At 72.0% G+C, this 19,822-nt stretch carries 21 protein-coding genes; 9 read left to right on the top strand and 12 right to left on the bottom strand.

Features of this window, described 5'->3' with window-relative positions:
* Positions 1 to 4: 4 nt before the first annotated feature.
* Complete coding sequence (locus LCD33_RS02025) at positions 5 to 442, bottom strand: NUDIX hydrolase (RefSeq protein WP_224955823.1); 438 nt, start codon at positions 440 to 442, stop codon at positions 5 to 7.
* A gap of 68 nt (positions 443 to 510) precedes the next feature.
* On the opposite strand from LCD33_RS02025, the gene LCD33_RS02020 reads away from it, so the two are divergent.
* Complete coding sequence (locus LCD33_RS02020; protein WP_224955824.1) at positions 511 to 1,113, top strand: bifunctional 2-polyprenyl-6-hydroxyphenol methylase/3-demethylubiquinol 3-O-methyltransferase UbiG; 603 nt, start codon at positions 511 to 513, stop codon at positions 1,111 to 1,113.
* 116 nt (positions 1,114 to 1,229) lie between these two features.
* Entirely contained in the window at positions 1,230 to 1,646 is a 417-nt protein-coding gene (locus LCD33_RS02015; RefSeq protein WP_224977459.1) for an SCO4225 family membrane protein, read from the top strand.
* A 194-nt stretch (positions 1,647 to 1,840) separates the two neighbouring features.
* Here LCD33_RS02015 and LCD33_RS02010 read toward each other — a convergent pair whose 3' ends face one another.
* The gene (locus tag LCD33_RS02010; protein WP_224965927.1) at positions 1,841 to 3,676 is read right to left on the bottom strand and encodes a hypothetical protein; all 1,836 of its coding nucleotides are present in this window, start codon (positions 3,674 to 3,676) and stop codon (positions 1,841 to 1,843) included.
* Positions 3,677 to 3,811: 135 nt separating this feature from the next.
* Positions 3,812 to 4,720 (bottom strand): LysR family transcriptional regulator, encoded by a 909-nt coding sequence (locus tag LCD33_RS02005; protein WP_224955827.1) that lies wholly within the window; start codon positions 4,718 to 4,720, stop codon positions 3,812 to 3,814.
* Between the two features lie 72 nt (positions 4,721 to 4,792).
* On the opposite strand from LCD33_RS02005, the gene hisD (LCD33_RS02000) reads away from it, so the two are divergent.
* Genes hisD (LCD33_RS02000) through LCD33_RS01990 form a run of 3 tightly spaced genes read left to right on the top strand, consistent with a single transcriptional unit; the run spans position 4,793 to position 8,108 of the window.
* On the top strand, positions 4,793 to 6,121 hold the full coding sequence (hisD, locus tag LCD33_RS02000; RefSeq protein WP_224955828.1) for a histidinol dehydrogenase: 1,329 nt from the start codon (positions 4,793 to 4,795) through the stop codon (positions 6,119 to 6,121).
* Positions 6,122 to 7,306: an ester cyclase gene (locus LCD33_RS01995; protein ID WP_224955829.1), complete on the top strand. Its 1,185-nt coding sequence runs from the start codon at positions 6,122 to 6,124 to the stop codon at positions 7,304 to 7,306.
* 7 nt (positions 7,307 to 7,313) lie between these two features.
* Positions 7,314 to 8,108, top strand: a complete 795-nt coding sequence (locus LCD33_RS01990) for a nitrilase-related carbon-nitrogen hydrolase (protein ID WP_224977458.1) — start codon at positions 7,314 to 7,316, stop codon at positions 8,106 to 8,108.
* A gap of 241 nt (positions 8,109 to 8,349) precedes the next feature.
* On the opposite strand, the gene LCD33_RS01985 is transcribed toward LCD33_RS01990, so the two are convergent.
* Both LCD33_RS01985 and LCD33_RS01980 read right to left on the bottom strand, forming a co-directional pair.
* Complete coding sequence (locus LCD33_RS01985; RefSeq protein ID WP_224955831.1) at positions 8,350 to 8,601, bottom strand: zinc finger protein; 252 nt, start codon at positions 8,599 to 8,601, stop codon at positions 8,350 to 8,352.
* Positions 8,598 to 8,990, bottom strand: a complete 393-nt coding sequence (locus tag LCD33_RS01980; RefSeq protein ID WP_224955832.1) for a hypothetical protein — start codon at positions 8,988 to 8,990, stop codon at positions 8,598 to 8,600. Before LCD33_RS01980 ends, LCD33_RS01985 begins: the two co-directional genes overlap by 4 nt.
* A gap of 192 nt (positions 8,991 to 9,182) precedes the next feature.
* On the opposite strand from LCD33_RS01980, the gene LCD33_RS01975 reads away from it, so the two are divergent.
* From LCD33_RS01975 to LCD33_RS01965, 3 genes are read left to right on the top strand one after another with little or no spacing between them, the layout of a single operon-like run.
* Positions 9,183 to 10,034, top strand: a complete 852-nt coding sequence (locus tag LCD33_RS01975) for a helix-turn-helix transcriptional regulator (protein WP_224955833.1) — start codon at positions 9,183 to 9,185, stop codon at positions 10,032 to 10,034.
* Positions 10,031 to 10,231: a DUF397 domain-containing protein gene (locus LCD33_RS01970; RefSeq protein ID WP_224955834.1), complete on the top strand. Its 201-nt coding sequence runs from the start codon at positions 10,031 to 10,033 to the stop codon at positions 10,229 to 10,231. Before LCD33_RS01975 ends, LCD33_RS01970 begins: the two co-directional genes overlap by 4 nt.
* Positions 10,232 to 10,288: 57 nt before the next feature.
* Positions 10,289 to 10,486, top strand: coding sequence for a DUF397 domain-containing protein (locus LCD33_RS01965; protein ID WP_224955835.1), 198 nt, complete (start codon positions 10,289 to 10,291; stop codon positions 10,484 to 10,486).
* A gap of 60 nt (positions 10,487 to 10,546) precedes the next feature.
* On the opposite strand, the gene LCD33_RS01960 is transcribed toward LCD33_RS01965, so the two are convergent.
* From LCD33_RS01960 to LCD33_RS01940, 5 genes are read right to left on the bottom strand one after another with little or no spacing between them, the layout of a single operon-like run.
* Complete coding sequence (locus tag LCD33_RS01960) at positions 10,547 to 11,263, bottom strand: HpcH/HpaI aldolase/citrate lyase family protein (RefSeq protein WP_224955836.1); 717 nt, start codon at positions 11,261 to 11,263, stop codon at positions 10,547 to 10,549.
* Complete coding sequence (locus tag LCD33_RS01955; protein ID WP_224955837.1) at positions 11,260 to 12,027, bottom strand: SDR family NAD(P)-dependent oxidoreductase; 768 nt, start codon at positions 12,025 to 12,027, stop codon at positions 11,260 to 11,262. Before LCD33_RS01955 ends, LCD33_RS01960 begins: the two co-directional genes overlap by 4 nt.
* Complete coding sequence (gene hisD, locus LCD33_RS01950) at positions 12,014 to 13,312, bottom strand: histidinol dehydrogenase (protein ID WP_224955897.1); 1,299 nt, start codon at positions 13,310 to 13,312, stop codon at positions 12,014 to 12,016. Before hisD (LCD33_RS01950) ends, LCD33_RS01955 begins: the two co-directional genes overlap by 14 nt.
* Positions 13,215 to 14,027, bottom strand: a complete 813-nt coding sequence (locus LCD33_RS01945) for an alpha/beta fold hydrolase (protein ID WP_224955838.1) — start codon at positions 14,025 to 14,027, stop codon at positions 13,215 to 13,217. Before LCD33_RS01945 ends, hisD (LCD33_RS01950) begins: the two co-directional genes overlap by 98 nt.
* Entirely contained in the window at positions 14,020 to 15,153 is a 1,134-nt protein-coding gene (locus LCD33_RS01940; RefSeq protein WP_224955839.1) for a cupin domain-containing protein, read from the bottom strand. Before LCD33_RS01940 ends, LCD33_RS01945 begins: the two co-directional genes overlap by 8 nt.
* Before the next feature lie 145 nt (positions 15,154 to 15,298).
* Here LCD33_RS01940 and LCD33_RS01935 point away from each other — a divergent pair, with 145 nt between their 5' ends.
* A complete protein-coding gene (locus tag LCD33_RS01935; protein WP_224955840.1) occupies positions 15,299 to 16,294 on the top strand; it encodes a LacI family DNA-binding transcriptional regulator in 996 nt (331 codons plus the stop codon).
* 51 nt (positions 16,295 to 16,345) lie between these two features.
* On the opposite strand, the gene LCD33_RS01930 is transcribed toward LCD33_RS01935, so the two are convergent.
* Complete coding sequence (locus tag LCD33_RS01930) at positions 16,346 to 17,725, bottom strand: MFS transporter (protein ID WP_224955841.1); 1,380 nt, start codon at positions 17,723 to 17,725, stop codon at positions 16,346 to 16,348.
* A 221-nt stretch (positions 17,726 to 17,946) separates the two neighbouring features.
* Positions 17,947 to 19,596: an alpha-amylase family glycosyl hydrolase gene (locus LCD33_RS01925; RefSeq protein ID WP_224977457.1), complete on the bottom strand. Its 1,650-nt coding sequence runs from the start codon at positions 19,594 to 19,596 to the stop codon at positions 17,947 to 17,949.
* Between the last annotated feature and the right edge of the window lie 226 nt (positions 19,597 to 19,822).

The following is a 19,822-nucleotide window of genomic DNA, read 5'->3' as shown; positions in this document are numbered from 1 at the left end:
GCGGTCACCGGTCGGCGAGGGCGTCGAAGGCGCGGCGCACGTGCCACACCAGGTCGAGCCGCAGCGTCTCCTCCAGGGTGAGCCAGCGGTGCTCGTCGTGCTCTTCCGGCGAGGTGACCACCTCCGCCTCGGGATCCGCTTCGGCGCCGAGGAAGGTGACGGTGTGGTAGCAGATCGGCCTGCCGCGCGTGTCGGCGTTGCTGAACCGGGCCAGCTCATCGGTGGCTCGGACGACCAGCCCGGCTTCCTCGGCGGCTTCGCGTTCGGCCGCGGCGCGCAGGTCCTCGCCCGGTTCGACGGTGCCACCGGGCAGGTCCCACCGGCCACCGAGGTAGCGGTCCGCGCCGCGCTTGAGCACCAGGTAGCGCCCCGCGCGTGCCACCAGCACGTGCGCGACCCAGCGGTGGTCGTCGAACCGGAGTCCGTCGTCGTCCAGCGTCATCCCTCGTCTCCCGGTGCTGCCTCGGGTGCGGATCGAGCTTCGCATCCCGGGCGCGGCAGGATGGGGGCATGGTCGAGCAGAGTCTCTGGATGCAGAAGGTCGCCGCGGACCCCGGGCACTCGGACTGGTACGTCGAGCGGATGCGCGGGCTCGCCCGGGCGGGTGACGACCTGGCGGGCGAAGCCAGGCTGGTGGACGCGATGGTGCCGCGCGGCGCGCGCGTCCTCGACGCGGGCTGCGGGCCGGGCCGGGTCGGAGCCGCGCTGGCGGCCGCCGGGCACCGGGTCGTCGGCGTCGACGTGGATCCGACGTTGATCGCGGCCGCCGAGCAGGACCACCCGGGACCGCGCTGGCTCGTCGCGGACCTCGCCGAGCTGGACCTGCCCGCGCGGGGGATCGACGAACCGTTCGACGCGATCGTGTGCGCCGGGAACGTGCTGGCGTTCCTCGCCCCCGCCACCCGCCGCGAGGTGCTGCGGCGCTTCCGCGCGCACCTGGCCCCGGAGGGCCGGGTGGCCGCCGGGTTCGGCGCTGGCCGCGGCTACGGGTTCGACGAGTTCTTCGCCGACGTGGCCGCCGCGGGCCTGGAGGTGGACCTGGCGCTGTCCACTTGGGACGTGCGACCGTTCACGTCCGACTCCGAGTTCGTGGTGGCGCTGCTGCGCCGCTGACCGGGTTCGGCCGAACGCCGGGGCCGGATGGGTAGAACTGCTCATGCGGACGGGGCCGCCACGCCGGGATAGTGAAGATCGAAGCACTTGATCGACTTCTCTGGGAGGCTCACCCCATGCACGGCCCACGGCGCACCCCGGCCACCGCAGCCCTCCACCGGTACCTGTTCAACCCGGCGGGGCTGGGCTACTTGGCGCTGGTCGCGGTGGTGTGGGCGTGGATCGCGCTGGACGTGCTGCTGTTCGACCACACCGGCAACAGCCTGGTCGGCATGTGGGGATTCCTGGTCACCGCGCCGACTTCGCTGGTGTTCGTGCAGTTGTCCGGCCCGGCGCTGTGGGGTGGTGTGCTGCTGGCCGCCGTGCTGCAGGCCCTGCTGCTCGGCGTCACCTACGCCGGGGTCCCGGCGAAGCGGACCCGCTCCCGCAAGCGCCGCACCGGAACCACCGGGAAGAACACCCCGAAGCGCCGCCCCGCGACCGCCAGGCGGACCTCCACCCCCCGCGCCCGCGCCGCCACCGGAACCCGCTAGTCCGCTGTGGACTGTAGGCTGCCGGGTCGGGTCGTGTTCCGCTTCGGCGACGGGCGAGGGCTGCACCGATGGCCATTCGTTCGTGGTCCGCAGCACCGAGGGACCGGGCCCGCTCGGAACGTCCGCGAGCCAGCACGCCGGCCCCACGTCGTCGCCGTTCGCCTGCCGCCCGGAGCGGTTCGGAACCGCGCGTTTCACCCCTCGTTCAGGTCGAGAGCCAGCTGCTCGGGGAAGTCCGGCAAGCCGTGCGGATTCTCCAGATCGCGGATGAACCCCTCGTCTCCCTCGAACTCGATCAGCGGCCGGAAGTGGTCGCGGACCTTCGCGGGGATGTCGTTGTCGACGATGATGAGCTGCACGTTCTCGAATCGGCCACCGGAATGCCTCCGGCGTTCCTCGAAGTAGTCGCTGATCCTGGTGTACATCCGCGTGACCAGGTCCTGATCGGGATCGTTCCGCCCCATGTTCTTCTGCGGTGAGTCCAGGACCAGCAGAGTGGGGAGTTGGGACCGCATCGGATCTTCCAAGGCGTGCATCAGCAACGCCAGGCTGTAGGCGACGGACACCGCGGTGCGCGAGCCGCCGCCCCGTTGGCCGAAGTCCTGCTCGTCGACCATCGGCAGCAGCGTCTCCGGGTGCAGCCGGGCGCGTCCGGTGGACCAGGGCAGGTCGAACGCGTCCACGATGCGGCGGAACAGGTCGTCGATGTGCTGAAGGACGTCCTCCGGCTTGGTCAGCTCCGCCTCGGCCCGGTCGAGTTCGTCGCAGGTCAGCTCATGCTCGTGTTCGAGCTCCTCGATCTCGCGCTGCCGTCGCACGAGCCGTTCGTGCGGTTCCCGAATCCGCTCCAGCACCGTGATCCGCGCGCGCAGGGATTCCAGTTCCGCGGTGGCCGCGGCGATCGCGTCGACGTGCGGGGCGACCGAGTCGGACGTGTCCCCGTCGAACGCCGTTCGGGCATCCGCGTGCTGCTGCCGGGCGCGGTCGACCGCGGCGCGAGCTCGATCTAGCTCCTGCTGGTGCTCGGCGAGCGGTCCGGCGACCCGCTGCCGCCGCTGCCGCAGCCGTTGTGCTTCCGCTGCTCGCGCCGCGTCCGGGAGCGGTTCGGTGCACAGGCTGCACCGTCCCGGGGGAACCACGCGCGAGCTGAGATCCCCGCCGCAGGCGGTGCACGTGTCGTAGCGCAGCAGTGGCAGCGCCCGGCCGTGCTCGTCCGGAACGGTGGGGTCCTTCGCCAGCTCTGCCAGGGAAGCGTCCAGGTGAGCGAGTTCGCGGCGCGTCGCGTCGCGCTGCCGCAGCGCGCGGTCCAGGTCGTCCTCGCTGGACGACAGCCGCTCCCGCGCCTGCTCCAACCGCTTCCGCAAGTGGTCGGCGAACCTGGTGGCGGCTCGGCCTTGCTCGCGCAGCTCGCGGAGCCGCCGCGCGGCCCGCGCCGCACCGTCCCGGAGTCGGGCCAGGTCGGCGTCGAGCGCCACGGACTCGGTCGCCGGTGACTCGTCGAGGAAGGCCCGGATCCGCGCGACGTCCCGCCGACGGCTCTCGGCCAGGTTGTGCAGCTCGCTCGCGCGGGTGCGCAGCCGTTCCGATCTCTCGCTGGTCAACCCCAGCAGCAGTGCGGCGACGACGCGCCGAGCCGCGTCCTCGGATCGCGGGCGGATGATGAACCGTTCGCTGTCGTCCTGCCGGATGTGCAGGTACGGAAGCAGATCGTGGGCGAAGGAGAGCCGCCTGTCCCTGGCGAGCCGCACGGACGCGAAGGCGTCGTCGAGCCCCAGCCGGGCGAGCAGCCAGTCCGACAACTCCTGCTGGTCGCCTTGCCGCCGGATCGGCAGGGACGTGATCGGGCTTCCCTCCGGGGTTCGCACGTCGACGGTGTTCGGCTTGCGCCGGGATCGGTGCAGGACGACGTCCTCGTCGCCGATCCGCACCCGGGCCCGGACCGAGACCAGCCGTCCCGACAGGTCGTAGGGCTCCTGCCAGCCCCGGCCGTCCTCGACCGCGAGCGACTCGATCCGCAACGTCGCGCCCATCCGGTTCCTCCCGCCTCGTGCCGGATCCGGTCTGCACCATGGCGCCGGACCGGCGGGGGACGGGAGTGGAACGCCTGGCGTTCACCCCGTCGCGCAGGCAAGATCACCCGGGAAGATCATCGGAGTACCGCGCCGTCAGCCGCGGGGGTTCGGGCGTTGCAGGAGCATCTTCTGGGCGAGGCGGGCGAGTTCGCGGGTGGCGGGGGAGAGGGTGGCGCCCTGCCTGCGCACCAGCGCCACCGTGTCGTGCAGCGGTTCGCGGAAGCCGGTGGTGTGCAGGGCGCGCGGGAACCCGGCCCCGCCTGCGACGGCGCCGGCGACGATGGTGTCCCCTATGCCGCGTTCGACCAGCGCCAGCGCGGATTCGACGTGCTCGACCTCGATCCGCGGTTCCAGCTTCACCCCGGCGAGCTGGGCGCGGTCGGCGAGCTGGCGGCGGGTCGGGTCGGTCCAGCCGTAGTGCGCGTCGTAGAGGATCAGGCTGGCGCGCGCGACGTCCTCGATGCCCACTGGTTCCGCGGCGCGCGCCGGATCGGCGGTGACGTAGCGGACCTCGTCGCGCAGCAGCGGCGTCACCTCCAGGCCCTCGTCGTCGATGGGCAGCACCACCAGTCCGGCCTCCACCGTGCCCGCGGCGACGGCGGCGGCGACCTCCACCGAGTTCAGGCCGATCAGCCGGATCCGCACGTCGGGGTGGTCGTCGTGGAACCGCTGCGCCAGGTCGGACAGCAGGTAGTAGCCGGCGTTGCGCAGCAGGCCGAAGGTGGCGACGCCGCCGTGCAGCGAGCTCACCGAGCGCAGCGCCTGCGCGCCCTCGTCGGCGGCGACGGCGGCCCGCTCCGCGTGCGGTAGCAGCGCCTCGCCCGCCGCGGTGAGCACCAGGCGGCGCGCGCCCCGGGTGAACAACCGGGTGGCGTGCTCGTCCTCCAGCTTGCGGATCAGCTCCGACACCGAGGCCTGCGCGATGCCCATGGTGGCCGCGGCGGTGGTGAACGAGCCGGTCCTGGCGGCGAGCAGGAACGCCCGCAACTGCTTCAATGTCACAGGGAAACCCTATGCCAAGCGCAGGGAATTCTCACCTTGTCCTGTGCTTCGCGCGTTCGTAGGGTTCGCGCCATGCGCTTCGCACCTTCCCTGCTCACAGAGCTCGGCGGCTCCTGCCGCCTCCTCAAGGCCCCCGCGCACGACGGTCCCGCGGCCCAACGCGAACCGGCGGTGGTACAGCGGGTCTCCGAGATGCTCGCCGCGATCGAACGCGACGGGATGGACGCCGTGCTGCGCTATGCCCGCGAACTCGACGGCTGGACCGCCGCCGACGTGGAGCTCGACGCCGCCGCCATCGCGAGCAGCGGGGACCGGCTCACCCCGGCCCACCGGGAGGCGCTGGAGCTCGGTGCCGAGCGGACCGCCGCGTTCGCCCGCGCGCAGCGCGACCACCTGCGGGACTTCGAGACCGAACTCGCCCCCGGCCTGATCACCGGGCACCGGTACGTGCCGGTGCAGCGCGTCGGCGCCTACCTGCCTGCCGGGCGCTTCCCGCTCACCGCGGGCGCGTTCATGACCGTCGGCGTGCCCAAGGTCGCCGGCGTCGAGACCGTGCTCGCCTGCACGCCGCCCGGGCGCGACGGCACCTCGGACCCGGCGGTGCTCTACTCCGCGCACCTGGCGGGCGCCGACCGCGTGTACGTGCTCGGCGGGGTGCAGGCGCTGGCCGCGATGGCGTTCGGGCTGCTCGGCGAACGCCCGGTGGACGTGCTGGTCGGCGCGGGCAACGCGTTCGTCGCCGAGGCGAAGCGGCAGCTGTTCGGCACCGTCGGCATCGACCTGCTCGCCGGGCCCTCCGAGGTGGCGGTGCTCGCCGACGACATCGCCGACGCGGAACTGGTCGCCGCGGACCTGCTCGGCCAGGCCGAGCACGGGGTGAACTCGCCCGCCGCGCTGATCACCACCTCCGAACGGCTCGGCCGGGAGGTCATCGCCGAGGTGGAGCGGCAGCTCGCCACCCTGTCCACCGCCGAGATCGCCGGGCCCGCCTGGCGCGACCACGGCTCGGTGACCTGGGCCGCGGACGCGGGGACCGCCGTGGCGCTGATGGACGACCTCGCGCCCGAGCACCTCGAAGTGATCACCGCCGACGACGCGCACTACCACCGGGAACTGCGCAACTACGGCTCGATCTTCCTCGGCCCGTGGAGCACCGTCGCCTACTCGGACAAGGGCATGGCGGGCACCAACCACGTGCTGCCCACGGCGGGCGGGGCCAAGCACAGCGCGGGACTCTCGGTGTCGAGGTTCCTCAAGCCGCTGACGTACCAGCGCGTCGCCGCGGAGGCGACCCCGATGCTGGCCGACGCCGTGGACGTGATCTCCGAGTACGAGCGGATGGCCGCGCACCGCGCCACCGCCACGATCCGCACCGATCGCTACGAGAAGGGAAAGCGCTAGATGAGCGGCAAGTCCGACGAGCAGAACCCGAAGGCCGCCCCGCAGCGGGAGGACCGGCGCGGAGCTCCCGAGGGCACCATGCACCCGCCCGCGCGGACCATGCCGACCGACCACGCCATCCGCGTGGACTCCGGGCACGGCGCCGACGAGCCGCTGCGCGTGCCGGGGGAGCGCAGGCAGCCGATGCGCGGGTTCGAGGACACCTACACCGACATCGTCGACTACATCGTGCGGATCACCCACCGCATCTGGGAGGACCAGGACGTCGGCTACATCTACGACACCTACAGCCCCGGCTGCCGGTTGCACGGCGACAACGGCTACTCCTACGGCGTGGAGCAGCTCGTCGACGGCACCATGCAGTCGATCAACGCGTTCCCGGACTGCAGGCACTACGCCGACGACGTGATCTGGGCGGGCGACGAGGACCAGGGCTTCGTCACCTCGCACCGCGCCATCAACATCGGCCACCACACCGGGCCGTGGCGCTGGGGCCCGCCGACCGGGCGCAAGCTCGACACGTGGGTGATGGCGAACTGCGTGGTGCGGAAGAACGAGATCTACGAGGAGTGGGTCCTCTACAACACGGCCGCCAAGCTGCAGCAGCTCGGCGTGAACGTCGTCGAAGCGGCCCGCACCTACGGCAACGAGGGCGGCATCGCCCCGCTCACCGCGCGCCAGTTCAGCGAGCCACAGCGGCTCGTCGGCGGCCGCAAACCGGAGGCGCTGCCGCTGCCCTCCGACGGCTTCGACGTGGAGCGGACGGTGCGGGCGCTGTTCCACAACGTCTACAACCGGCGCGACCTGAGCATGTTCGACCGGGTGTACGCGGACGCGGTGCGCTGGCACGGCACCACGAACCGCACCGGGAGCAACCGCTCCGACGTGCGCGGCATGGCGCGGGCGCTGCTGGCGACCTTCCCGGACCTCGGGGTCGCGGTGGACGAGGTGTACTGGATGGGCAACGAGGCCGACGGCTTCAGCGTCTCCGTCCGCTGGTCGGGCGTGGGCACGCACCGCGGCTACGGTCTCTACGGCGCCCCGACCGGCCGCCGGGCCCAGCTGTGGGGGATGTCCCAGCTGTACTTCTCCGGCGGGCGCATCGTGGAGGAGTGGTCGCTGTTCAACGAGTTCGACGTGCTCGCGCAGCTGCTGGCGGACGTGCCGCCCGCCGAGCTCGGATGAGCCGCCCGTGACCCGGGTGCACTGCGCCCAGCCGGCCCCGCGCGTGGCCGACCTGCCGAACAACCGCGAGTTGTCGGTGTCGGCCGTGCGCGGGCCCGCCGCGCGCGGGGCCGACGTGATCGTGCTGCCGGAACTGGTGACGTCCGGCTACCGGCTGAGCTCGGTGGCCGAAGCGGCGTCGGTGGCGCTCACCCCCGACGACCCGCTGTTCGCGGAATGGGGCCGCGCGGCCCCGGAATCGGTGGTGGTGGGCGGGTTCTGCGAACGCGGCGCGGGCGGGCGGCTGCACAACAGCGCGGCGGTGCTCGACCGCGGGGAGCTCGTCGCCGTGTACCGCAAGACCCACCTGTGGGACGAGGAGAAGCTGCTGTTCACCCCCGGTTCGGCGGCACCGCCGGTGCTGGACACCAGCCGGGGCCGCATCGGCGTGCTGATCTGCTACGACCTCGAATTCCCCGAGCTGACGCGGAAACTCGCGCTGGCGGGCGCGGACCTGCTGGCGGTGCCGACGAACTGGCCGCTGGTCCCGCGCCCGGCGGGGGAGCGGCCCCCGGAGGTCGTCATCGCGATGGCGGCGGCCCGGGTCAACGGCCTCGCCATCGCCTGTTGCGACCGGAGCGGAACCGAACGCGGCACCCGCTGGACCGAGGGCTCCGCCGTCATCGACCACGAGGGCTGGGTGCGCGCCGAAGCCGACGAGTCCGGCTGCGCGGTGGCCGACCTCGACCTCACGGCCTCCCGCACCAAGCGGCGCACCGCGCACGCCGACCTGCTCACCGACCGCAGGCCCGAGTTGTACTGAGGTCGCATCCGCAGGCGCGCACCGCGATCCGGACGGGGCGTTGTCCGTCCCGGCCGGGTCTCATCCCGACGCACCCCCGGGAACGGCGGGGAGGGCCGTTCGACCGGGAGGCGCCAGGCCCGACCGGGTCCCGCGCACTCGGTGCGCACGGGAGGTGCGCGGGAACCCGGCCGAGCTCCCGGCCCGCGCCTGGTCGGGGACAGGCATCGCGGGCGGGGTTCGGGAAGTCGTGGTCAGCCGTTCATCGCTGATCGGTGTTCGCGTCGCGCGCGGCCGTCCGCTCGTCCTGCTCCGCGCGGAGAATTCCGTTGCAGGACGGGCACGTCGGTGCCGTGCACCAATCCGTCTCCGACAACTCCTGGGACAGCGCGCAGGTCACCCCGCACACCGAGACGTCCTCGGCCTGACCTTCGTAGCGCCTGGCGCGGAACGCGTGGCGCACCCCGTCGCCGGCCGGGCGCCAGAAGCGCAGCCCGCGGGATCCCGCGCTCATGCGGCGATCCGTCCGAGGCCCAGGCAGGCCAACCGCTGCCTCCCGTGCCGACCGCGCTTCCGCACCGGGGAGTCCGGATCCGCCGTCGGCCACACCACCGGTTCCGGCAGCACGCCCGAGCCCACGATTCCGTCCACGGGCGCGATCGGATCAGGCCGACAGGCGAACAATCCCGCCGCGCGCGGCACCGCCACCTCCACCCGCAGCGCGCACACCGGGCACACCTCCCGGTCAGCGACGCCCTGCGGGCACGCCGTCCGCCGGAGGAACACCGGCCCGTACACCCAGGCCCCGCACACCGAGGGCAGCGCGCCCCCGCCGTCCCGGCGCACCACGTGCCACCGCGTATCGACCGGACCCCACGAAGCAGCCCACACCCGCACCACCATCACCGATCACCTCCCAAAGTCGAATCAGAACTTCACGCCAGCACCAGCGGGTCGACGTCGACGTGAGCTTGAGCCGTCATGCGCCACCTTGGCGGTGCCAGGTGACAGAACGCTGGCACCAATGGCACCACGGCGGCAATGCCCTGAATGGGGGGCGCCTGAGCTGGGGTGCACCCGTTCTATGCTTGGTGCATGGCTGGCACCAGTGGCACGCCCAAGGCGAAGGCTCTTGGCTCACGACTTCGTGACGCGCGCAAGACTGCGGGTTTCACGGTCCGCGGCCTCGCTGAACAGCTCGGGTTGTCGCACAGCGCGATATCGCGCTGGGAAACAGGCGCGCGTTCGCCGCAACCAGAGGATGTGGCGTCGATTCTTGCCGCTACCGGTATCGGTGGTTCCGAGCGTTCCGAATTGCTGGAAATGGCGCGCGGTACCGATGCTGCTCAGTGGTTGTCCGTTCACAGCGGTGACCGAGAGCGTCAGTTGGCGGCCTTGCTTGATTTCGAGCGCGCGGCGAGTCACATCACGGACGTGGCTCCATTGTTGATTCCCGGCCTGCTCCAGACGTCGGATTACGCGCGCGCAATCATGGTCGCGGCCAGCGTACCGCCTGCCGAGATCGAGACTCGTGTTCTGGTGCGAGTTGGCCGCCGCGAAGCGTTGATGCGCCGAAATCCTGCCAGCCTGCTCGCTTTGATCGGCGAAGCCGCGATCCGTCAACTGATCGGTGGTGAGCAAGTTGTTGCTGACCAGCTTCGCCATCTTGTGGACTTCGGTGCCAGGCCGAACGTGACCATCCAGGTCATACCTGCGGCTTCTGGATGGTCGCCAGCGCTGGAGGGTCCATTTCTCTTGATCGACCTGCCGAACGAGCGGCCGATCGTTCACCTGGAGAACCGCCGATCCGCCCTGTTCTTCCACGAAGCCGAAGATGTCGATGCCTACGTGAGCGCCGTGGAAACGGTGCGACAAGCGGCGATGAGCCCGGAGCGGTCAAAGCGTCTCATTCTGGACGTGATCGGGGAAATGGAGAAGTCTGTATGAATGAAAATTCTGGATCTTGCGGATGGCGCAAATCGAGCTACAGCAGTGCGCAGACGAATTGCGTTGAAGTGGGTTGGATCGCTGATGGCGTCGCCGTGCGTGACACTAAAAATCGAACGGCTGGCCATCTGGTTCTCGACTCTTTGCAATGGTCGTTGTTTATCTTATCGATCAAGTCGAGCAGCTATGGCGGATAAGCTCCTCCGAGGGTGATCTCCTGGCAGGGATGGGCGTTCGCAGACGAGGAGCGGGACATGAGCACACCAGCAGAGTGGCGGAAGTCGAGCCGCAGCGGTCAGGCGAACAACTGCGTAGAGGTGGCTACCAACGTGCCTGGTGGCGCTTTGGTGCGGGACAGCAAGCTGGGCGATGCCTCGCCGGTGCTGGAGACGACTCCCACGGCGATGGTCGCTTTCCTGTCGGCGATCAGGTCAGGTCGTTTCGACGGCTAGCAGCACGGCGCGGAACCCCGGAAAGCCCTGTGCTCTCCGGGGTTTCGCGCGTTCGCGGGCTCACAGCTCGCGGAAGGTGTTCAGCAGGATGTGGGCGAGGTTGTAGACGACGAAGTCGGCGTCCTCGGCCGCGCCCGCCTCGGCGCTGGAGACGATGCTCATCACCGCCGCCCCGGCCGCCCTGGCCTGCCGGTGCACCTCGGCCTTCGCCCGGTGCACGGCGGCGTCCCCGGGCGGAACTCCGAGCGACACCGCGAGATCCGCCGGTCCTACCCACACGCCGTCGACCCCGTCCACCGCGGCGATCTCGGCCGCGTTCTCCACGCCGGGACCGGTCTCCACCATCGCGATCACCAGCACGTCCTGCGCGGCCGCCAGGTGCTCCGCCGCCGAAACGGCGCCGAACCGGCCCGCCCGGCTGTAGGTCGCGAACCCGCGATCACCGCGCGGCGGGTAGTGCGCCGAGCGCACCACTTCTTCCGCCTCCCGCGCGGATTCCACGTGCGGCACCACGATTCCCTCGGCACCGAGGTCGAGGATCCGCAGCACCTGGTTCGGATCGGCCCGCCCGACGCGCACCAGCACCGGGAGGCCGTGCGCCTGCGCGAGCGCGAGGTGCTGCTGCAACGCCACCAGGTCGTCCGGCCCGTGCTCGCAGTCCACGAGCACGTAGTCCAGCTCGGCGACGCCGGACAGCTCCACCAGCATCTCGGCGGGCAGCCGCAGGATTCCGCCGCGCAGGCGCTCGCCCGCGCGCAACCTCGACTTCAGCTTCACCGGCCCACCATCCCCGCCGAGAGGTCCACGTCCGCGGCGCACAGCCCCGGCATCCGCAGCATCGCCACCAGCGCCGCGCCCACCTCGTCCTCGGTGACCATCCGGCCGAGCGCGGCGCGCGAGACGAACTCCGCCTCGGCCTGCTCGACCGTGGTCCCGGTCCGCTCGGCCTCCAGCCGGAAGTTGCGCGCCATCCGCGGCCCGTCCACCGGTCCGGGCGACAGCGAGTTCACCGCCACCCCGAGCGGCCCGACCTCGGCCGCCAGCGTGGTGGTCAACCCGAGCACCGCCATCTTCGAGGCGCAGTACGGAGTTCTGCGGGCCAGCGGCCGCTTCCCGGACACCGAGGCCACGTTGACGACGTCCCCGGCCCCGCGCGCGGTCATCGCGGGCAGGAACGCGCGGCACACCAGGTAGGTGCCGCGCACGTTCGCGGCGAACACCTCGTCCCACTCGGCCGGTTCGATCTCGGTGAGCGGGGCGACCGGACCGGCGATCCCGGCGTTGTTCACCAGGATCGAGACCTCCTCGTCGGCGAGCAGTTCCGCCAGGGCCGCCACCGAATCCGGGTCGGCGACGTCGCAGGTCTCCGCCCGGCCCGCTCCCGGCAGCCCGGACACGGTCTCCGCCAGCGACTCGCGGGTGCGGCCGACCGCGATCACCCGGGCGCCCTCCGCGGACAACGCCCGGCACATCGCCCGGCCCAGCCCGTTGCCGCCGCCGGTGACCAGCGCGGTGCGGCCCGCCAGCTCAGGCGCGGGCATGGTCGGCCCACTCCGGCTTCGCGTCGCCGAACTTCGCGGCCCGCACGTCGCCGGAGCGGGCGTGGCCCTCGAACAGCTCGACGCGGGCCGCGCGCCCGCACACCTCGCCGAGCCGCGCGCTCGCCGCCGGATCGGTCACCTCCTGGTAGGTCACCGTCTTCAGGTACTTCCCGACCCACAGGCCGCCGGTGTAGCGGGCGGCGCCCTTGGTGGGCAGCACGTGGTTGGTGCCGATCACCTTGTCGCCGTAGGACACGCAGGTGCCCTCCCCGAGGAACAGCGCCCCGTAGTCGCGCATCCGCTCCAGCGCGAGCCGCGGCCGCTCGGTCAGCACCTCGACGTGCTCGGCGGCGTAGGTGTCGGCGAGCGCGAAGGCCTCGTCGATCGAGTCGACCACCACGACCTCGCCGTGGTCGCGCCAGGCGGGACCGGCGAAGTCCGCGGTCGGCATCCCCGGCAGCAGTGCCTCCACGTGCCCGAGCACCTCGACGGCCAGCTCCCGCGACGTGGTGATCAGCACGGCGGGGGAGTCCGGCCCGTGCTCGGCCTGCGAGAGCAGGTCCACCGCCACCACGAACGGATCGGCGTGCTCGTCGGCGATGACCAGGATCTCCGTCGGCCCGGCGAACAGGTCGATGCCGACCTCGCCGAACAGCTGCCGCTTCGCCTCCGCCACGTAGGCGTTGCCCGGCCCGGCCAGCAGGTCCACCGAGCTCACCGATGCGGTGCCGGTGGCCATCGCCGCCACCGCCTGCACCCCGCCGAGCAGGTGGATCTCGTCCGCGCCCGCCAGGTGCATCGCGGCGACCGTCGCGGCCGGGACCTCGCCGCGGATCGGCGGCGTGCAGGCGACGACGCGCGGCACCCCGGCGACCTTCGCGGTCACGATCGTCATGTGCGCGGAGGCGGTCAGCGGGTAGCGCCCGCCGGGCACGTACGCGCCGACCGCGCCGACCGGCACGTGCCGGTGGCCCAGCCGCACGCCGGGCAGCGTCTCCACCTCGATGTCGTGCAGCGATTCCCGCTGGTGGCGGGCGAAACCGCGCACCTGCTCCTGCACGAACCGGATGTCGTCGAGCACCTGCTCGGGCACGGTCGCGACGATCCGCTCGACCTCCTCGGGGGCGAGGCGGAACGACTCCGGGCTCCAGCCGTCGAAGCGCTCCGAGTACTCGCGCACCGCGGCGTCACCGCGGGTGCGGACGTCCTCGATGATCGCGCGGACCCGATCCCGCAAGGCGGAGTCGTCGGTGGCCGCCTGCTTCGGCGCCGGCTGCTTCAGCACTTCGGGCAACGTCGTTCTCCTCGCTCGTGGCTCGGCACCGCCGCAGCAGCCGGTTCAGCAGCTCGGCGGTGACCTCGGGGGCTTCGATCGGCAGCAGGTGCCCCGCCCCGGGCACCTCGTGCAGTTCGGCGTCGGGCAGCCGCGCGGCGATCGCGCGGTGGAACTCCGGCGGGCACAGCGCATCGGCGGAACCGCACGCCACCAGCGCCGGAGCGGTGATGGCGGGCAGCACCTCGTGCGCGTCGGCGCGGGTGGCCTGCGCGGCGAGCTGGGTGAGGAACCGGCGCGGCCCGACCCGCGCGGCCATCTCGCGGAACGCGCGGGCGAACTCCGGTGGTGGCGGCTCCGCGAACATCGCGGGCAGGATCTCCTCGACCACCGCCGGGAAATCACCCGCCTGCGTGCGCTGCGCCTGCCGCCACCACGCCTGGTGCTGCTCCGGCCGGGGGGCCGCCGCGTTGGTGGCCAGCGCGGCGAACCCGGCGATCCGCTCCGGCGCCAGCCGCGCCACCTCGAACCCGACGATCGCGCCCAGGCTCAGGCCCGCCAGCACGAACGGACCGTCCACAGCGGACAACACCTGCTCGGCCATGCCGGTGATGCTCGACGCCTCCGGTGCCGGGTGCAGCACCGGTGCGTCCACTTCGGACTCGATCGCGGACCACAGCCCGGCGTCGCAGAGCATGCCGGGCAGCAGCACCACCTGCTCAGCCACGGGACCGCGGCACCAGCGCGTACGGGGCCACGTAACCGTTGTGGTCGATCGAGTACCCGGCGTCCGCGGCGGCCTTGACGACCTCCTCGTCCCAGTCCAGGCGCACCCGCCCGTCCCCGGAATTGATCACGACCAGCTTGCCGGAGTCCTCGCCGACGTTGCGGATGCCGCGCCACGCGCCCGGCGGGACCGACAACATGTCCCACTCGCCGAGCTCCACCACGACCGGCTCGTGGTCGTTGACGGTGACCTCCCAGCGGCCTTCCTTGACCATGAGCACCTGCGTCTCCTCGATGCGGTGCCCGGGCACGCCGGCGCCCGGTTCCGCGCGCAGCCACGCGATGTTGTGGCCGTGCGGGTTGTGGATCCGCGGCTCCTGGTCGAGGTCCTCGGTCATGCCGAAGCCGACCACCAGCGCCAGCTCCGCGCCGCCGCCGGTGACGTGCGAGCCGAGGAACGGCGTGGAGCACCACTCCAGGTCCTCCTGCGTCACCACGCGGCGCCGCATCTTCTCGACGGAGAAGGAGCGCAGCCGCGCGATGTCGGACTCCGCCATCGGGCGCACCAGCTCCACGTCCTCCGGCGGCTCGTCCCCGGCGACCGTGTCGATGAGCCTGCCGTCCTCGGTGAGGTGCAGGCCGTACCCGGCGGCGTCCCGCAGCACGGTCGGGCCCCAGATGATGCCGCCGGTGTCGTCGTGGCCCAGCGAGGTGAACAGCCAGCCGTCGTCCGGGCCGATGTTGGTGAAGCCGCGGAAGATCCAGGTGGGGATGGAGGCGATGTCGCCCTCCCGCAGCACCAGCTCGCCCTCGTTCCCGTCGGCGCCCCAGCGCAGCAGGAACTCGCCGCGGAAGCACAGGAACACCTCGGCGGTGAAGTGCAGGTGCAGGTTGTTCGTGACGTCGTGCGGCATCGCGGCCGCGCCGATGTTGTAGCCGTGCGGCTCCCGGAGGTTGATGACCTGCTCGGAGTTCTGCGACACCCCCGGCCCGATCATCGCGTAGTTCTCCTTGCGCTCCGATCCGGGCGTGCGGCAGTCGATGAACGCCTGGTCGCACGACACGAAATCGGTGCGCCGGATGGTCCTGCGCGCGATCTCCGCTTCGTTCACCCGTACCTGCTGCATCCGTGCACCTCCGCGGTTGTGACTACGTATGCATTAGAGCACCGGGCCCGGTGGTGGTCAATGGTCCGCGGTGCGGTCCCGCGTGCTGGATCCATCCGGATCTCGCGGGGAGGGCCCGGCTAGAATCCGTATACCGGGAGGTCGAATGTCGATCACGAGTCATGACGTCGCGAGGTTCGCCGGGGTGTCCCAGGCGACCGTCTCGCGCGCGCTGCGCGGCGACCCGCGGGTGTCGGTGGCGACGCGGGAACGCGTCCGGCACGCGGCGGACGCGCTCAACTACGTGCCGAGCGCGGCCGGACGCAGCCTCTCCACGCACACCACCCGCCGGATCGGCGTGCTGGTCAGCGACCTGGCCAACCCGTTCTACCCGTACCTCGTCGGCCCGCTGCACGACGAGCTGGAGCAGCGCGGCTACCGGATGATGCTGCTGACCGAGCGCTCCGACGAAGCGCTCGCCGCCGAGCAGCTGCTCGACCACTCCATCGACGGCGCCGTGCTCACCACCGCCACCAGCGGTTCCGGGCTGCCGGACGCGTTGCGGCGCAAGCAGGTGCCGTTCGTGTTCCTCAACCGCGTCGGCGGACGCGACGGCGACTCGGCGGTCGTAGACAACGAGCTCGGCGGCAGGCTCGTCGCCGACGAGCTCGCCGCGCTCGGGCACACCCGCGTCGCCCTGCTCGGCGGCGTCACCGCCACCAGCACCGGACGCGAGCGCGAGCAGGGCTTCGTCGCCGGGCTCGCCGACGCGGGCATCGCGCTGCCCGCGAGCAGGATCCGGCGCGGTCCCTACGACTTCGACACCGGCTACCACGGGCTCCCCGAACTGCTGGCCGCCGACCCGGATCTCACCGCCGTGTTCTGCGGCAACGACGTGGTGGCGATCGGTGCGTACAACGCGGCGCTGCGCGCAGGCCTGCGCATCCCCGAGGACCTCACGCTGATCGGCTTCGACGACCTGCCGATGGCGTCCTGGGAGGCGTTCGCACTCACCACCGTCCGCTACGACCTGCCCAAGATGGCGCGCGCCGCGGCCCGCCTGCTCGTCGAACGCCTCACCGGGGACGTGCGCGAAACCGCCCGTCAGGTCGCCTTCCAGCCGGAACTGGTGCGCCGGGGCACCCACGCCCCTCCCGGGTGACCGAACGGGGGGCCGGACGTCGCGGGGGGGCCGCGCACCATCGGGTTCCGGTCAGGCGAACTTGTTCGCGCTGAGCTCCGAGCGGTAGGTCTCCTTCATGAACACCGTGATCACGACCAGTGCCAGCACGGCGGCCACCGCCAAGTACGCCCAGACCGCGTAGATCGTGCCGAACCGGTTCACCAGCAGCGCCGCGACGAACGGCGTCACGCCCATGAACACCGAGAACGAGCTGTTGTAGGCGATGGCGCTCGCGCTGAACCGGGTGCGGGTGGCGAACAGCTCCGCCGAACAGGTCGTCACGATCCCGGTCAGGAAGAACTCCGGGATGATGTAGACGAGCTGGCTGCCGACAGCCGCGCCGAAACCGCCCAGCTCGCCGATCGCGAAGGCCAGTGGCACCAGCGCGATGCAGCAGACCGCGCCGCTGATCAGCATCGGCTTGCGGCCGATCCGGTCGGACAGCTTCCCGGCCAGCGGCAGCAGCGGCATCAGCACCGCCACCGAGATCAGGTTCGACAGCAGCGCCTGCGAACGGCTCAGCCCGAGTTCGCTGACCAGGTACTCCGGGTAGTAGGTCACCCAGGTGTAGGACAGGATCGCCAGCATGATCGAGGCGCCGCAGAACACCAGGATCGCCTGCCACTGCTCACGGAGCGCCTCGCGGACCGGGGACCGCACGATGTCGGTGCCGCCGTTGGTCTCGCGCATGAACTCCGGGGTCTCCTCGATGCGGCTGCGCAGCCACAGGCCGACCAGCGACAGCGGCAGCACCGCGAGGAACGGGAGCCGCCAGCCCCACGACTCCAGCTGCGGCTGCTCGAACAGGGTGCTGACCAGCGCGGCGACGCCGGCGCCGCAGAGGATGCCGAGGAAGCAGCTGTTCGAGGCGTAAGAGGTGTAGTAGGCGCGCTGGTTCGGCTTCGCCCACTCCACGATGAACGCGACGGCGCCCACGTACTCGCCGCCGGAGATCATGCCCTGGAAGGTCCGGATCACCACGAGCAGCAGCGGGGCCAGGAAGCCCACCTGCTGGTAGGTCGGCAGCGCGCCGATCAGCGCGGTGGACACGCCCATCATGATGATCGTCCACAGCAGCGCCTTCTTGCGCCCGACCCGGTCGCCCCAGCGGCCGACGAGCGTGCCGCCGAGCGGGCGGAACACGCAGGCCACGGCGAGCACCGCGTAGGTGCTCAGCACCGCGCCCGCGCCGCCGCCACCGGGGAAGAACGACGAGGCCAGCATCGGGGCCATGTAGCCGTAGAGCCCGTAGTCGAACTGCTCGACGAAGTTCCCGACTCCGCCGGCGTACACCGCGCGGCGGATCTGCTGCTTCGTCGCCCGCTCCGGTTCGGCGGTGGGAGCGGGTGCTCCCGGCGTTCCGATGGACATCGGCATCTCCCAGTGGTTCGCGCCCCGTTGCGCGGTCATGCATACGTATGAAGGTTGTCGGAGGCTAGCTCTCACCCCACGGGGCGTCAAGAATCGCGCGGTGCGGCAGGAGGTTCCGCGCGGCCGGTGCGCCGCGGCGGAGGGCAGCCTGAACCGGCCCACCGCCCGGCCGCAAGACCTCGGCCGACCCCGGCGCGGGGTGGTTCGCCGCACCGGCGGCCCGGTGGTCGACCCGGTCGCGCGGGCCGCCCACCCGCGGGTCAGCCCGCCAGGTCGAACACGCCGTAGCCGAACCCGGGCACCACGACCTCGTCACCGTCCACCCGGGCTCCGCCGTCCTCGACGATCCGCGCCCCGGCGAGCCGAGCGTCCGGCACGGCCGCCGCCGCGGGCTCCCGCCGCGGGTTCGTGGTGACCAGGAACCGGTCGCCGCGCAGGTAGGTCAGCGGATAGCCGTCCGCGAGCACCCGCACGTCCGCCCGCGTCCCCAGCTCCGGGTACCGCTTGCGCAGCGCCAGCAGCCGCCGCACCAGGTTCAGCAGCGAACCGGGATCGTCGCGCTGCCCCGCGACCGTCGGCCGCTGCGGATCCGGGTCGATCGGGAGGTACAGCTGCTCGGCGGGGGCGGTGGAGAACCCGGCGTTCGGGCCGCCGTCCCACTGCATCGGCGTCCGGTTGCGCTGCCGTCCGGCGCTGCCCTCGACCTCGGGGAGGCCGTCGACCATCCGCATGCCGATCTCCTCCCCGTAGTACAGCGCGGGGACGATCGGCCAGGTCAGCAGGAACGCGAACGCGGCGGGCAGCTCCTGCGGGGTCCGCACGCCGTCGTTGAGCCGGTTCGCGCTGTCGTGGTTGGCCGTCGGCAGCATGATCCGCCCGCGCCCGATCCGCTCGGTCGCCTCGGTCCACGCGTCGATGAACACCTTCGGGCTGCCCGTTCCCGCCGCGCCGAAGTACGGGTTCTCGTGCCACAGCGACTTCCACGGCGCGCCGTCGCCGGGGCCGTTGACCGGCAGGTAGAAGTCGGCGTCGAACCCGGCGGGCACCGAGGTCTCCGGATCACCCCACTCGGAGATGAGCACCGCGTCCGGGTGCCGCCGCGCCACCCGCGCCCGCAGGTCGCCCCACAGCCGGCCGGTCTCGACCCACCCCGGGTCGTCCTTGACCAGCGTGGCCGCGAGGTCGCAGCGGAATCCGGCGATGCCCAGCCGAAGCCAGTGATCCATCACCTGGAAGATCTCGTCGCGGTTGCGCCGCGGCCCGTCGGCGTCCACCGCCTGGCGCCACGGCTCGGCCGGGTCCGTCCGCGCGTAGCCGTAGTTGATCGCGGGCTGCGTGTCGTAGTAGTTCTTGCGGAACGCGCCCGCCCGCGGGCCGGGGGAGGCCACGAAGTCCTCCGGCAGCGAGCCGTCCTCCGGCAGCTGTTCCGGCGACGCCCAGATGTAGCGGTGGTCGGTGTCGTCGCGCAGCGAGCCGAGGAACCAGGGGTGCTGGTCCGAGGTGTGCCCCGCGACGAGGTCGAACAGCACCCGCATGCCGCGCCGCCGCGCTTCCTCCACCAGCAGCACCACGTCCTGCTCGTCGCCGTAGCGCGGGTGCACACCGGTGTAGTCGGCGATGTCGTACCCGGCGTCGGTGAGCGGTGACGGGAACACCGGGTTCACCCAGATCGCGTCGACGCCGAGCCATTCCAGGTGGTCGAGGTGCGCCACGATCCCGCGGAGGTCGCCGACGCCCGATCCGTCGCCGTCCGCGAAGCTCTGCGGGTACAGCTGGTACAGCACGGACTCCGCCAGCCACGGCGGAGTCCCGGTGGTCCCACCCGCCGCCCGCGCCGCGGCGGGCGCGAACGCCGCTCCGGTCACCACGGCCCCGGCTCCGAGCACGAACGATCGCCTGCTGAACCTCATCAGGCACACCCTTTCCTTGACTACGTATGCAGGAACCTCAACGTACGCACCGGTGCGCCGCGGGGGAACGCCTCCGGCGCATTCCCGCCGCGAGCCGGGGCTTCCGGGCGCCCGCGGCGCGCGCCGGGGTTCCGGGCGCCCGCGGCGCGCGCCGGGGTTGCGGGGCGGCCGGCGGGCGCGGCGGCCGCCGGCGCGCGGTTTAGCGGTACCCCCCGGGGGCGCGCTA

Source organism: Saccharopolyspora sp. 7B, assembly GCF_020177435.1.
Taxonomy (GTDB): domain Bacteria; phylum Actinomycetota; class Actinomycetes; order Mycobacteriales; family Pseudonocardiaceae; genus Saccharopolyspora_C; species Saccharopolyspora_C gregorii.
The sequence above is the reverse complement of the archived record's forward strand: the minus strand, read 5'-3'. Positions and strand labels throughout refer to the sequence as shown.